At 57.5% G+C, this 13,612-nt stretch carries 14 protein-coding genes; 7 read left to right on the forward strand and 7 right to left on the reverse strand.

Annotation, left to right across the window (positions count from 1 at the left end; all coding sequences use genetic code 11):
- Positions 1 to 38 precede the first annotated feature (38 nt).
- Positions 39 to 851 (forward strand): CheR family methyltransferase, encoded by an 813-nt coding sequence (locus tag ACFO6X_RS08990; RefSeq protein ID WP_382432194.1) that lies wholly within the window; start codon positions 39 to 41, stop codon positions 849 to 851.
- Here ACFO6X_RS08990 and ACFO6X_RS08995 read toward each other — a convergent pair.
- The 3 genes from ACFO6X_RS08995 to gpmA form a co-directional block, all read right to left on the reverse strand.
- A complete protein-coding gene (locus ACFO6X_RS08995; protein WP_382432196.1) occupies positions 833 to 1,600 on the reverse strand; it encodes a HesA/MoeB/ThiF family protein in 768 nt (255 codons plus the stop codon). The genes ACFO6X_RS08990 and ACFO6X_RS08995 overlap by 19 nt on opposite strands.
- 122 nt (positions 1,601 to 1,722) lie before the next feature.
- Positions 1,723 to 3,162 carry a S41 family peptidase gene (locus ACFO6X_RS09000; protein WP_382432198.1) on the reverse strand — a complete coding sequence of 480 codons (1,440 nt, stop codon included), beginning with the start codon at positions 3,160 to 3,162 and terminating at the stop codon, positions 1,723 to 1,725.
- Between the two features lie 119 nt (positions 3,163 to 3,281).
- Positions 3,282 to 4,025, reverse strand: a complete 744-nt coding sequence (gene gpmA, locus ACFO6X_RS09005; RefSeq protein ID WP_382432200.1) for a 2,3-diphosphoglycerate-dependent phosphoglycerate mutase — start codon at positions 4,023 to 4,025, stop codon at positions 3,282 to 3,284.
- 72 nt (positions 4,026 to 4,097) lie between these two features.
- Between gpmA and ACFO6X_RS09010 the strand changes: the two genes are divergently transcribed.
- The 5 genes from ACFO6X_RS09010 (at position 4,098) to katG (ending at position 8,736) form a co-directional block, all read left to right on the forward strand.
- Complete coding sequence (locus ACFO6X_RS09010) at positions 4,098 to 4,502, forward strand: rhodanese-like domain-containing protein (protein ID WP_382432202.1); 405 nt, start codon at positions 4,098 to 4,100, stop codon at positions 4,500 to 4,502.
- 32 nt (positions 4,503 to 4,534) lie between these two features.
- Entirely contained in the window at positions 4,535 to 4,795 is a 261-nt protein-coding gene (gene grxC, locus ACFO6X_RS09015) for a glutaredoxin 3 (protein ID WP_382432204.1), read from the forward strand.
- Between the two features lie 82 nt (positions 4,796 to 4,877).
- On the forward strand, positions 4,878 to 5,342 hold the full coding sequence (secB, locus tag ACFO6X_RS09020; protein WP_382432206.1) for a protein-export chaperone SecB: 465 nt from the start codon (positions 4,878 to 4,880) through the stop codon (positions 5,340 to 5,342).
- Between the two features lie 54 nt (positions 5,343 to 5,396).
- Complete coding sequence (locus ACFO6X_RS09025; protein ID WP_382432208.1) at positions 5,397 to 6,407, forward strand: NAD(P)H-dependent glycerol-3-phosphate dehydrogenase; 1,011 nt, start codon at positions 5,397 to 5,399, stop codon at positions 6,405 to 6,407.
- Between the two features lie 154 nt (positions 6,408 to 6,561).
- Entirely contained in the window at positions 6,562 to 8,736 is a 2,175-nt protein-coding gene (katG, locus tag ACFO6X_RS09030; RefSeq protein WP_382432210.1) for a catalase/peroxidase HPI, read from the forward strand.
- Between the two features lie 51 nt (positions 8,737 to 8,787).
- Here the strand turns inward: katG and ACFO6X_RS09035 are convergent, their stop codons facing one another.
- Positions 8,788 to 9,471: a hypothetical protein gene (locus ACFO6X_RS09035; RefSeq protein ID WP_382432212.1), complete on the reverse strand. Its 684-nt coding sequence runs from the start codon at positions 9,469 to 9,471 to the stop codon at positions 8,788 to 8,790.
- A gap of 155 nt (positions 9,472 to 9,626) precedes the next feature.
- Positions 9,627 to 10,730, reverse strand: a complete 1,104-nt coding sequence (locus ACFO6X_RS09040) for a BMP family ABC transporter substrate-binding protein (protein ID WP_382432214.1) — start codon at positions 10,728 to 10,730, stop codon at positions 9,627 to 9,629.
- 119 nt (positions 10,731 to 10,849) lie between these two features.
- Between ACFO6X_RS09040 and ACFO6X_RS09045 the strand changes: the two genes are divergently transcribed.
- Entirely contained in the window at positions 10,850 to 11,299 is a 450-nt protein-coding gene (locus ACFO6X_RS09045; protein WP_382432215.1) for an HIT family protein, read from the forward strand.
- A gap of 17 nt (positions 11,300 to 11,316) precedes the next feature.
- Here ACFO6X_RS09045 and ACFO6X_RS09050 read toward each other — a convergent pair whose 3' ends face one another.
- Together ACFO6X_RS09050 and ACFO6X_RS09055 are read right to left on the reverse strand one after the other, a co-directional pair.
- Complete coding sequence (locus tag ACFO6X_RS09050) at positions 11,317 to 12,369, reverse strand: adenosine deaminase (RefSeq protein ID WP_382432217.1); 1,053 nt, start codon at positions 12,367 to 12,369, stop codon at positions 11,317 to 11,319.
- 71 nt (positions 12,370 to 12,440) lie between these two features.
- The gene (locus tag ACFO6X_RS09055; RefSeq protein ID WP_382432219.1) at positions 12,441 to 13,607 is read right to left on the reverse strand and encodes a BMP family ABC transporter substrate-binding protein; all 1,167 of its coding nucleotides are present in this window, start codon (positions 13,605 to 13,607) and stop codon (positions 12,441 to 12,443) included.
- Between the last annotated feature and the right edge of the window lie 5 nt (positions 13,608 to 13,612).

The following is a 13,612-nucleotide window of genomic DNA, read 5'->3' on the forward strand; positions in this document are numbered from 1 at the left end:
CCAGCAGAGAATTGAGGAGATCATTATGGAGTTCCATCATGTATGCGCAAACTCTGACCGATCAGGAATTTTCTAGCTATCAACGTTTCATCTTTGAGGCGGCAGGCATCATGCTATCTGCCGCCAAGAAGGCATTGGTGGTGTGCCGTCTAGCCAAACGTTTGCATTTGTACCAACTGAGTAGCTTTACCGAATATTTCAAACTGCTGACCAGCGGCAGCAACCCTGCGGAAGTGCAGGTGGCTGTGGACTTGTTGACCACCAACGAGACCTACTTTTTTCGGGAAGAAAGGCACTTTGACTTTTTGCGCGAACGGGCTCTGGCTGCCCGTGGGCGTGCATCCACCTTTCGGGTCTGGAGTGCGGCCAGCTCCAGTGGTGAGGAGGCCTACAGCATTGCCATGATTTTGGCAGACTGCCTGGGAGAAAATGCTGCTTGGGAGGTTTTCGGTTCAGATATCTCTACCCAAGTGCTGCAAAGTGCCAAACGCGGCCAGTATGCGCTGGCCCGGTCTAGGCACATCCCCGATGACTACTTGGAGCGGTTTTGTCGCATCGGCACCGATGAATACAAAGGCACTTTTCTGATCGACCGCAAGCTGCGCAACCGGGTCAGTTTTCTGCAACTTAACCTCAATGAATCGCTGCCCAACATCGGGCAGTTTGATGTGGTCTTTTTGCGCAATGTGCTGATCTACTTTAATCGAGAGACCAAGCGCAGCGTAGTGGAGCGTGTGACGTCCAAGGTCAAACCCGATGGTTATTTCTTTGTCGGACACTCCGAAAGCCTCTGTGAGGCCCGAGGCACCATGCAATTGCTGGCACCATCGGTCTACAGAAAAGCATGTTGATGATCGGTGCCACACACCCGACATTCTGGGTTGCGTGGCACTTGTAGGCTGCGCCATTGCATAGAGCGGGCATTCAACATCAGAAGTTGCCCAGCCAGTGAAGTGCCCACCCCAGACAACAACTTGATGGCCTCTGCTGCCTGCATGGCCCCAATGATGCCCACCAAAGGTGCCAATACCCCCATCGTGGCGCAGCGCAGGTCTTCAAACCCAGCATCGGGCGCAAATAGGCAGGCATAGCATGGTGATGTGGCTTGGCGGGTTTCGACCACCATCAGTTGCCCATCCCAGCGGCTGGCCGCACCAGCCACCAATGGCACTTGTTGGCGCACGCAGGCAGCATTGATCGCATGGCGGGTGGCATAGTTGTCACTGCAATCGAGCACAACATGGGCATGCTGTGCCCATTGCTGCAGCCCATCGGCATCGGCTCGGGCTTGTAGCGCAGTCACCTGTATTTCTGGATTGATTTCGCGCAAGGCCTGGGCCATTGAAAGCACCTTGGGCTGGCCCACCCTGGCAGTGGTGTGGGCTACTTGGCGTTGCAAGTTGGTCAGGTCAACGGTATCGTCATCCACCAAGGTGATGTGCCCCACTCCCGCTGAGGCCAGATAGAGCGCCACAGGCGAACCCAAGCCCCCCGCACCAATTACCAAGGCATGGGCGTCTAACAGCCGCTGCTGGCCTTCTATGCCCACATCATCGAGCAGGATATGGCGGGAATAGCGCAAAAGCTGGTCATCGGTCATGGCGAATTCATTGCAAAAGAAGACAGACACTGCCAAAGAAAAAGGCCGCTCCATTGGTATGGCAGTCGGCCCATTGGAAAATGCAAGCCCAGTGCTGCACTACGGCACAGCACCCGTGCGGCTTACGGAGTTTCTTTTTTCTCGTCCTTACGCTCGCTTTGCGTCTTGCTCACCAGTACGGGCTGGCCCTTGAGTCGGTTGAGTGCCTGTGCCAACTGGAAGTCTTTGTCGGAGCCAAACTCGGGCAGCTTGCGCTCAGCCACAGGCTTTTTGGCCTCCTCTTCCAGACGCTTGCGGGCTTCCTCGCGGGCCTGCTCGCGTGTCTCATCCTTCTTCTCTTCGCCTTGGCCGTTACCCAAGTGTTTCTCCAAATCGGCCTCACGCATACGCAAGGCGGCAAACACATCGCCTTCGGCAGTCTCGTCCAGCATCACATCTGGGACGATGCCCTTGGCTTGGATGGTTTTGCCACTGGGGGTGTAGTAGCGGGCAGTGGTCAGTTTAATGCCGGTGTCTGGGCCGAGCGGGCGCACCGTTTGTACCGAGCCCTTGCCAAAGGTCTGGCTGCCCATGACGGTGGCTCGCTTGTGGTCTTGTAGTGCCCCTGCAACAATCTCACTGGCGGACGCAGAGCCTTCATTGACCAGCACCACCAAAGGCACGGTCTTGAGGGCCACAGGCAGGCGTTTGAGTGGGTCGCCACTGCCACGGCGGGCATAGAAATCGGGCGATGCCTTGTAAGTGGCTTTGCTTTCAGCCAACTGGCCATTGGTAGAGACCACCGTCACATCTGCTGGCAAAAATGCTGCCGAAATAGCCACGGCAGCATCCAACAAGCCACCAGGGTCATTGCGCAAGTCCAACACCAAACCTTTGAGCTTGGGATCTTGTTTGTACAGCTCTTCGACCTTGCGCACAAAATCATCGACCGTGCGCTCTTGAAACTGGCTCAGGCGAATCCAACCGTAGCCCGGCTCCACCATTTTGGCCTTGACCGATTGGGTTTTGATTTCTTCACGGGTGATAGTGACCGGGAAGGTGCGCCCTTCATCTTTGCGCAGAATCATCAAAGTGACCTTGGTGCGCGGCTCGCCGCGCATCTTCTTGACGGCATCGCTCAAAGACAACCCCTTCACGGCGGTGTCGTCAATCTTGGTAATCAGGTCATTGGTCTTGATGCCCGCCCTGAAAGCGGGAGAGCCCTCAATGGGCGAGACCACTTTGATCAGGCCGTCTTCTTGGGTAATCTCAATACCCACCCCGACAAACTTGCCTGTGGTGCCCTCCCGAAATTCAGCAAACGATTTTTTATCGAAATACTGCGAATGTGGGTCTAAGCTGGAGACCATGCCGGAGATGGCATCCGTGATCAGCTTTTTGTCGTCTACCGGCTCGACATAGTCGGTCTTGACCAGACCGAAGACGGCGGACAGCTGCTGGATTTCTTCCAGCGGCAGTGGCGACATGGCGCCGCGCGCCACCGTTTGTAGCGACACCGTGGTCAGCGCCCCGGCGACCACGCCTATCGACACCCACCCTGCAATTTTGAGTTTGTGGCCCATAGAACACACCTTTACCGTTTCAATCATTCCCTTGGAGGGGCCGCACCTGCACCAGTTCCCAGTGCAGGCACTTTGCTTACATGCTTTGTGGATGGGTTGTCACTGTCAAAGCAACCGAGTTACGCCTTGCCTTGCGAAGCCACAGCAGCAGCTGCCCTGGCAGCCGCCTCCGCATCACCCAAATAGTAGTGGCGGATGGGCTTGAGGTTGTCATCGAGCTCATATACCAGCGGAATGCCGTTGGGAATGTTCAGGCCCACAATGTCTTGTTCGGAGATATTGTCCAAATACTTGACCAAAGCGCGGATCGAGTTGCCGTGGGCGGCCACCACTACCCGTTGCCCACTTTGGATGGCTGGGGCCATCACTTCATTCCAGAAAGGCAACACACGGGCCACGGTGTCTTGGAGGCATTCTGTCAGGGGCACCTGTTCGGGCGTGAGTCCTGCATAGCGACGGTCATCGCGCTGACCACGCGGATCATTGGCCTCCAGTGCCGGGGGTGGAGTGTCATAGCTGCGGCGCCAAATCAGCACCTGCTCATCACCATACTGCTGTGCCATGTCGGCTTTGTTCAAGCCTTGCAAAGCGCCATAATGGCGTTCATTCAGACGCCAGCTTTTTTGTACTGGCAACCAAGTGCAATCCATTTCGTCCAAGGCGTACCACAAGGTGTGGATGGCGCGCTTCAAGACGCTGGTGTAGGCCAGATCAAACTCATAGCCTTCGGCCTTGAGCAATTTGCCAGCCGACATGGCCTGCGAGACGCCCGTGGGGGTCAGATCGACATCAGTCCAGCCGGTAAAGCGGTTTTCCAGGTTCCAGGTGGATTCGCCGTGGCGGATCAGAACGAGTTTGTGCATGGTTTCCCTAGAGAGAACGGGTCAAAACCGCACATTCTAAAATTGCTACTGTTTGCCAACCCAAGGAATAACGTGAATTTCATCGTCGAGAACTGGTATTTGATTCTTCTGGCTGTGGTCTCTGGCGCCATGTTGCTGCTGCCTGCCCTTCAGGCAGGCGCGGGCGGCTTGAGCACCGCGGCAGCCGTGCAGCTCATCAACCGCGAAAAGGGCGTGCTGATTGATGTGTGCGGGGCCGACGAATACGCCACCGGCCATGCAGCCGGTGCCAAGAACGTGCCACTGGCCGAATTGGAAAGTCGTCTGCCCGCTGTGGTCAAAAACAAGAACGTGCCACTGGTGTTGGTTTGTGCCCGTGGCAGCCGCGCGCAACGTGCAGCCGTGGTGGCACAAAAACTGGGCTACACCAATGCCCAAGTGCTTGCAGGCGGGCTCAAAGCTTGGCAAGAAGCAGGGCTGCCAATAGACAAATCCTGAACCCTCTGCACCAGCCATTGAAAGGACAAGCCATGCAAGCTGTAAAGATGTACACAACCGCCGTCTGCCCTTATTGCATTCGTGCCAAGCAATTGCTCAAGAGCCGAGGGGTTGAGCAAATTGAAGAAATTCGTATCGATCAAGATCCGACCGCTCGCCAGCAGATGATGGAAATCACTGGTCGGCGCACAGTGCCGCAAATTTTCATTGGCAGCACCCATGTGGGTGGTTGTGACGACCTGATGGCCCTAGACAGCCAGGGCGGCCTGCTCCCCCTGTTGGGCACTGCATAATCCCCTTACCCGTGTGCCCGCTGTGGGAGCCACTCCCGCGCGGGCCTTTTCATGCTGTATGCATTCAGGAAAGACCTCTGTCATGACCGACCAAGCTGCTACCCCCGTATTCCAAATCCAACGCGTTTACCTCAAGGATGCCTCGCTGGAGCAACCTAATTCGCCTGCCATTCTGTTGGAACAAGAGCAGCCCAGTGTAGATATCCAGTTGGGTGTGGAAGCCACTCCTGTGGCCGAGGGCATTTTTGAAGTAGCCGTCACGGCCACGGTGCAAACCAAGGTCAAAGATCGCACGGTGTTTCTGGTGGAAGCCAAGCAGGCCGGTATTTTTGAAATCCGCAATATCCCCGAAGACCAAATGGGCCCCATCATGGGTATTGCCTGCCCGCAAATCGTCTATCCCTATCTGCGTGGCAATGTGGCTGACCTGATCACCCGCGCCGGATTCCCCCCGGTACATCTGGCAGAAATCAACTTCCAAGCCATGTATGAGCAGCAACAGGCCCAAGTGGAAGGCCAAGCTCCTTCTACCCTGCTGCCACAGTAATCTCCTGTCTAAGGGGCGCCTGCGGCACACCCGCCGTGGCGTCCGCCTGTTTTCATGAAAATCGTCGTCCTTGGTGCTGGCGCTTGGGGCACTGCCGTGGCCATCAGCGCCGCCCACCATCCAACAGGCCATGCTGTCACTTTGTGGACACGCGATGCCCACCAATGCGCAGAGATGCAGGCAACGCGCTGCAATGCCCGCTATCTGCCCGATGTTGCCCTACCCCACACCTTGCAAGTGGCTGCTGGGCCCGTACAAGCCCAAATAGTGGGCGCAGATCTGGTGATCGTGGCCACGCCCATGGCAGCTCTGCGCAGCCTGTTGACCCAATTGCGCCACTGTCAGGCTCCGCTGGCTTGGTTGTGCAAGGGCTTTGAGGCGGTGCCTGCTGGCTCGAGCGCGTTTGGATTACTCGCCCATGAAGTGCGGGCTGAGGTGGCCCCAGATTTGGTTGCGGGGGCACTCAGTGGCCCCAGCTTTGCCCAAGAGGTGGCCAGGGGCCAGCCCACTGCACTGGTGGCGGCAAGTGAGCATGCCCGTGTGCGTGAAGCCCTGGTGCAGGCGTTGCACAGCCCTAGCCTGCGTGTTTATGCCAACGACGACATTGTGGGCGTAGAGGTGGGTGGGGCCGTCAAAAATGTGCTGGCCATTGCCACCGGCCTGTGTGATGGCTTGGCACTCGGACTCAATGCCCGTGCTGCACTGATCACGCGGGGGTTAACCGAAATGACCCGCCTTGGTCTGGCACTGGGCGCGCGGGCTGAGACTTTCATGGGGCTGTCTGGGCTGGGCGATCTGGTTTTGACGGCCACTGGCGATCTGTCCCGCAACCGCCGGGTAGGCCAGTTGTTGGCGCAAGGGCAAAGTTTGCAGCAAGCAGTCAACTCCTTGGGCCATGTGGCTGAAGGCGTTTATAGCGCCCGCACCGTGGTGCAGCGTGCCCTGCATCTGGGGGTAGAAATGCCCATCAGTGAAGGGGTGGTGGCGCTGCTTGATGGTCAGTTACGCCCCTTGGATGCAGTCTCCATCCTGATGGAACGCGATCCCAAACAAGAGTGCGCCTAGATCGCTCGGTCATACGGCGCCAATACGCCACTCTTGCACCCTCGTTGAACTGTCCACCATTGCTGCGTGGATGCTGCTATGCTGTGTTTCAGGCTGCCGCGCTATAAGGTAGACGGGGCAACCTGATCTCACAGAGCCATTCAAGGAGACCTAGATGCAAGAAGCACAAAATGCCAACCCAGCAGGCACTTGCCCAGTGGTGCATGGCGCTAATACGGCGGCAGGCAAGTCGAACATGGACTGGTGGCCCGAGGCGTTGAACCTAGATATCCTGCACCAACACGATGCCAAAACCAACCCTCTCCAAGGCATCAACTACCGCGAAGAAGTCAAGCAACTGGATGTGGCTGCACTCAAGCAGGACTTGACGGCTCTCATGACCAGCAGCCAAAACTGGTGGCCTGCCGACTGGGGCCATTATGGTGGCTTGATGATCCGCATGGCTTGGCACTCTGCCGGAACCTACCGCATTGCCGATGGCCGTGGTGGCGCTGGCACTGGCAACCAGCGTTTTGCGCCTCTGAACTCTTGGCCCGACAACGCCAATCTTGACAAGGCCCGCCGCCTGCTCTGGCCCATCAAGAAAAAGTATGGCAACAAACTCAGTTGGGCAGACCTGATCATCTTGGCTGGTAACGTGGCCTATGAGTCGATGGGCCTCAAAACTTTTGGTTTTGCCTTTGGCCGCGAAGACATTTGGCACCCTGAAAAAGACATCTACTGGGGATCAGAGAAACAATGGCTGGCCCCCAGTGGCAGCCAAGGCAGCCGCTACTCCGGTGAACGCGACCTAGACAACCCATTGGCGGCAGTGATGATGGGGCTGATTTATGTCAATCCCGAAGGTGTGGATGGCAAACCAGACCCGCTCAAGACAGCCCATGATGTGCGCGTGACCTTTGCCCGCATGGCCATGAACGATGAGGAAACCGTGGCTCTGACTGCGGGCGGGCATACAGTAGGCAAAGCCCACGGCAATGGCAGTGCCGCCAATTTGGGGCCAGCCCCCGAGGCGGCCGATATAGCCGAGCAAGGCTTGGGCTGGAACAACCACAGCACCCGCGGCGTAGGCCGCGACACTGTAACCAGCGGTCTGGAGGGTGCCTGGACTACCCATCCCACCCAGTGGGACAACGGCTACTTTGAGTTGTTGCTCAACTACGACTGGGAACTCAAGAAAAGCCCTGCTGGCGCTTGGCAATGGGAGCCGATCAACATTCGGGAAGAAGACAAGCCAGTGGATGCGGAAGATCCGTCCATCCGCCACAACCCCATCATGACCGATGCCGACATGGCCATGAAGATGGACCCCGAATATCGCAAGATTTCGGAGCGGTTCCGCCAAGATCCGGCTTATTTCTCAGAAACCTTTGCCCGTGCTTGGTTCAAGCTCACCCACCGTGACATGGGCCCCAAGAGCCGCTACATTGGCCCCGAAGTGCCACCAGAAGACCTGATCTGGCAAGACCCCGTGCCTGCAGGGCGCAAGGACTACGATCTTGCAGCAGTCAAGGCCAAGATTGAGGCCAGTGGTCTGAGCATCAGCGAGATGGTCAGCACAGCTTGGGATAGCGCCCGTACCTTCCGCCGCTCAGACAAGCGAGGCGGTGCCAACGGTGCCCGCATTCGCCTAGCACCACAAAAAGACTGGGAAGGTAACGAACCAGCCCGTTTGTCTAAAGTTTTGGCTGTGCTGGAGGGTATTGCCACAGAAACTGGTGCCAGTCTGGCCGATGTGATCGTGCTGGCGGGTAATGTGGGCATAGAGCAAGCCGCCAAGGCTGCAGGCCATGAAGTGAGCGTGCCATTCGCCCCAGGCCGTGGCGATGCCACAGCTGCCATGACCGATGCGCAATCCTTTGATGTACTGGAGCCCGTGGCCGATGGTTTCCGCAACTGGCAAAAGAAGCACTATGTGGTCAAGCCAGAGGAGCTGCTGCTAGACAGGGCGCAACTCATGGGCCTGACAGCCCATGAAATGACCGTGCTGTTAGGGGGGCTGCGGGTGCTAGGCACCAACCACGGTGGCAGCGCCCATGGTGTGTTCACCGACCGGGTGGGTGTGCTCACCAACGACTTCTTTGTCCACCTGACCGATATGGCTTACACCTGGGTGCCCACCGGACGCAACTCGTACGACATCCGCGACCGCCAAACGGGAGCCACCCGATGGACGGCCACCCGTGTGGACTTGGTGTTTGGCTCCAACTCCATTCTGCGCTCTTACGCCGAGGTTTATGCCCAAGACGACAACCGGCAGAAATTTGTGCAGGATTTTGTTGCTGCTTGGACTAAGGTCATGAACGCCGATCGCTTTGATCTGGCTTAAAGGTCAAGGTGCTTGGGTATTGCCAATACCCAAGCGGCGAGTCTGGGAGATTTAGAACTCCCAGGCCACGCCTAGGTTGGCAATACTGCGTCCGTTGCCACGGCCTGCCGCCGCTGACAATTTGACGCCCTCGGCAATCTCATAGCGCACCCCTATCTGGCGGTCGGGTTTGCTGTGTTCTTCGCCAAAGGTCTCTAGTGTCAGTGCCCACTGGCTGCCCAAAGGCACATCCAGCCCCACGCCCCAAGTGTCTACATGCCCATCGTGGCGCGTCCAAGCCCGCCCCAAATTGACATGCAGACGAGGCCCAGCATCAAAGGCCCAGGTAGCCAAACCCGACAGTGCATGCACATGGGCAGCCTGTTCACCATCGGCCCGTTCACGGGCATATTCGTATTTCAGGCCCGCTGACAAGCCTTGCTCGGCCTGTAATGGCACCCATTTCAGGGCTGCTCCCACAGCTCGCAATGTGGTGCTGGGTGCTACTGAACGGTCGCGGGCATGTGCAAAGGCAACTTCTGCCTCCAAATTGTCTATGGGGCCAAAACCTACGGCAGCTTCCCAACCGCGTTGTCCGGCATCTTTGCTCCAGCCCATCTCGACTTTGGCACCACCACGCTCCATCGTGCCCGCATCATCTACCGCCATAGGCCGCTCTGCCCACACAGGCATAGACAACCCGACCAAGCAACTACTGAGAACGATGGTAGGCCAACGCAAACGGACAAAACGCATGACAAAAACTCCAAAATGGCAAAAAGAAAGACCCCATTGCTTTCACGGGGGCCGGATAGAGAATCAATTGAGAATTATTATCAATTTATAGCACCATCCCTGCCCCCATGCCAAGCCACTGAGCGCCACACCAAGGAGGGTGTTGGTAGCAAGCCTCAGCGCGGCAGCTGGCCTTGCACCCCCTCAACCAGCCAATGCATTTGCAAAATTTGCCCATCGGACAACGTTTGGCCGGGAGCGATCACTTCACGCCCTTGGTTGTCGCGCACAGGCTGTTTGCCAGCCCGGAATGGGTGGCGCGTGCCATCGGCCAGCTCTTTTTGCGCCGCCAGCACCTCCTGTTGCACACGCTGTGGCACCTTGGTACCAAAGTGACCAACACGGATCATGCCTTCGCGCACGCCACCCCAGACATTGCCCGCTTTCCAAGCGCCGTCCAGCACGGCCCGCACACGCCGGGTGTAGTAATCTCCCCATTGGTGGGTAACAGCCACAATTTGGGCATCTGGCCCCACTTGGCGCATGTCCGAGTGGTAGGCTACCGCCATCTTGCCACGCTCTTGGGCAGCAGCCATCACCGCGGTAGAACCCGTATGGAAAGCCAGCACATCTGCCCCTTGGTTGAACAGTGCCATCGCTGCATCACGCTCTTTGGGTGGATCAAACCAAGCATGGAGCCACACCACTTTCAGGGTGGCCTTGGGATGAACGGCCTGCATGCCCAGCGCAAACGCATTGATGCCCTGCAACACCTCCGGAATCGGAAAGCCCGCCACAAACCCAGCCGTGCCAGTGCGGCTCATGCGTCCAGCCACCATGCCTGCCAGATAGCGGCCCTCGTAATAGCGTGCATTGGCTGTGGCTACATTGGCTGCCTGCTTGTAGCCCGTGATGGATTCAAACTTCACCCCCGGAAAATCCTGTGCCACCTTGAGTGTGGGCTCCATGTAGCCAAAACTGGGGGTAAAGATGATCTGGTGCCCCTGCTGTGCCAAATCACGAATCACGCGCTCTGCATCGGCTCCTTCGGGCACGTTAGCCACAAAAGTGGTTTGCACCCGACTACCCAGTGCCGCCTCTACGGCCTTGCGGCCCTCATCGTGCTGGCGCGTCCAGCCCGCTTCGGTCACTGGGGTGACATAGACAAAACCGGCCTTGATAGCGGATGCAGGCGCTGCTTCGTCGGCAGCATGGGCAGGAAAAAAAAGGGAAGAAGATACGCAAGCAGCCACGAACGTGGCCGCGAGGTTTTTGTACATGGTGTTCCTCTACATGGCCCGGGCATCACGAAAAAACAAAAGACTGCCGGGGCAGCAGTCTTTGGCGCTATCTTAGCGAATTACTATGTGGGCGTCATCACTACACAAGGAGACTTGCCATGCCCCTGTTTGTCGATACTTCCCCACCAGGTCAATGTATTTTCTGTCGCTTGGTGGCGGGTGAGATCCCTGCGGCCCGTGTCTATGAAGACACGCTCACTATCGCTTTTATGGACATTGGCCAAGTCAACCCCGGCCATGTGCTGGTAGCCACCAAGCGCCATGCAGCCACCTTGCTAGACATTACCCCGCAAGAGGCGGCAGCCGTCATGCAAACTGCGCAGCGCGTCGCCAGTGCCATTCAAGCCACATTCGACCCGCCCGGTATCACTCTCTTGCAGGCCAATGGGCGTGAAGGCGATCAGACGGTGTTCCATTTTCACCTGCATGTGGTGCCCCGCCACGCCCAAGACGGCATCGCCCTGAGCTGGCCCCGCAAAAACCCCGATGCCACCACTTTGCAGGATTACGCCGCCCAATTGACGCGGGCCATTGCTCCCACCCCTTGAACGGTGGCCACTCCAGCTCAATAGTCGTGTTCAACAAACCGTTCAAACACCTCTTTGAGCCGGTGCTGCCACTGGCGCTTGTCGGCCTCGGGGACAAAGCTGGCCTCAAAGCTGTTGCTAGCCAACTGGTAGGCATGGCGGGCCGTCATGCCCGTGGCAGCAAACACCTGCACCAGGTTGTCATTGAGATAACCGCCAAAATAGGCCGGATCGTCTGAGTTGACGGTGGCGCACAAGCCTGCATCGAGCAATTGGGGCAGGTTGTGGTCTTTGAGTTCAGGAAATACGCACAGCTTTTGATTGGACAACGGGCACACTGTCAGTGGCGTGCGGCTTTGTGCCAGCCGCTGCACCAGCATTGCATCGCGCAGTGCTTGCACGCCATGATCGATGCGCTCGGCCCCCAGCACATCCAACGCACTCCAAATATAGGCTGGCGGCCCTTCTTCCCCGGCATGGGCCACCACATGCAGCCCCAGTTCACGACAACGGGCAAAAACGCGGGCAAACTTTTCTGGCGGATGGCCGACTTCGCTGCTGTCCAAGCCCACGCCTATCCACTTGTCTTGCCAAGGCAGCGCCTGCTCTAGGGTGGCAAAAGCATCTTCCTCGCTCAAGTGGCGTAAGAAACACAGAATCAGCGTGGCACTGATGCCCGACTCGGCCCGTGCATCTTGACAAGCACGGTGCAAACCGTGGATCACCGCTTCCATCGGCACGCCGCGTGCAGTGTGGGTTTGGGGATCGAAAAAGATTTCGGCATGTACCACGTTGTCTTGCACCGCACGGGCCAGATAAGCACGGGCCATGTCGTAAAAGTCTTGCTCATGCAGCAACACGCTGGCCCCAGCGTAATAAATGTCTAAAAAGCTCTGCAAGTTGCTAAAGGCATAGGCACTGCGCAAGGCCTCTACGCTGGCATAGGGCAGGGTGATGCCATTGCGCTGCGCCAAGGCAAAGATCAACTCTGGCTCCAGCGAGCCTTCGATGTGGATATGCAGCTCGGCCTTGGGCATAGCACGCAACAGGTCGGGCAGACGGGCGGCGGATACGGGGGGAACTTTAAACATCGTGAACTTCTCCTTCATGCCAGAAAAAAAGGCCGCCCTACGGCGGCCCTTGCAAGCGTCGCTATGCCAGCTTACTTCGAATCGTTGCTGCCAGGCACCTTGCCTTCTACGCCCTGCACATAAAAATTCACACTGCCCAAAAATTTGTCATCGGCGACGACATCTTTCGCCAAAATTTCCTTGCCATCTTGGCCCAGAATCGGGCCTTTCCAGATGGAAAGAGTGCCTTCTTTCAGGCCACGCTTGATCTCGTCGACCTTGGCTTTGACGTCCGCAGGCACATCGTCTGCCACCGATACCAGATCAATCGCGCCTTCCTTCACGCCCCACCAAGCCTGTCCGGTGCTCCAAGTGCCTTCCAGCACGTCTTTAACGGCCTTGACGTAATACGGCCCCCAGTTAATGACAGCCGACCCCAAGTGGGCCTTGGGGCCATAGGCGGTCATGTCCGAGTCCCAGCCAAACGCCCGCTTGCCTTTTTCTTCAGCTGTTTTGAGCACTGCAGCAGAGTCGGTGTTCTGGAACAAAATGTCAGCACCACCGTTGATGAGCGAGGTGGCTGCCTCTGTCTCTTTAGGTGGGCTGAACCATTCATTCACCCACACTACCTTGGTCTTGATCTTGGGGTTGACCGACTGCGCACCCAGCGTAAAGCTGTTGATGTTGCGCAGCACTTCGGGGATAGGCACCGAACCCACCACACCCAAGGTGTTGGTTTTGGTCATGGCCCCGGCAATCACCCCTGCCATGTAAGCACCCTCGTAGGTACGGCTGTCGTACGTACGCACATTTGCGGCAGTTTTGTAGCCGGTAGCGTGCTCAAACTTCACATGGGCAAAGTCAGGGGCCAGTTTCTGAATCGACTCCATGTAGCCAAAGGTGGTGCCAAAAATCAGTTGGTTGCCCTGGCCTGCCATGTCGCGCAATACCCGCTCGGCATCTGCCGACTCGGGCACGCTCTCGACAAAACTGGTCACGATCTTGTCACCAAATTCTTTTTCCAGTGCCTTGCGCCCATTGTCGTGGGCATAAGTCCAACCACCATCACCCACCGGGCCAATGTAGGCAAAGGCGATTTTCAGCGGTTCAGGCTTGGGGGCCGGTGCTTGTGCTGCGGGTGCAGGCGCAGGGGTAGGTGCTGGCTCCTCTTTTTTGCCGCAGCCTACCAAGGTGGCAGCTGTTAGGGCAGAAAGCGCAGCCACTTGCAACAGGGCGCGGCGTTTGTACAAATCGGTCATGTAGA

Source organism: Giesbergeria sinuosa, assembly GCF_042652905.1.
Classification (GTDB): Bacteria; Pseudomonadota; Gammaproteobacteria; order Burkholderiales; family Burkholderiaceae_C; genus Simplicispira; species Simplicispira sinuosa.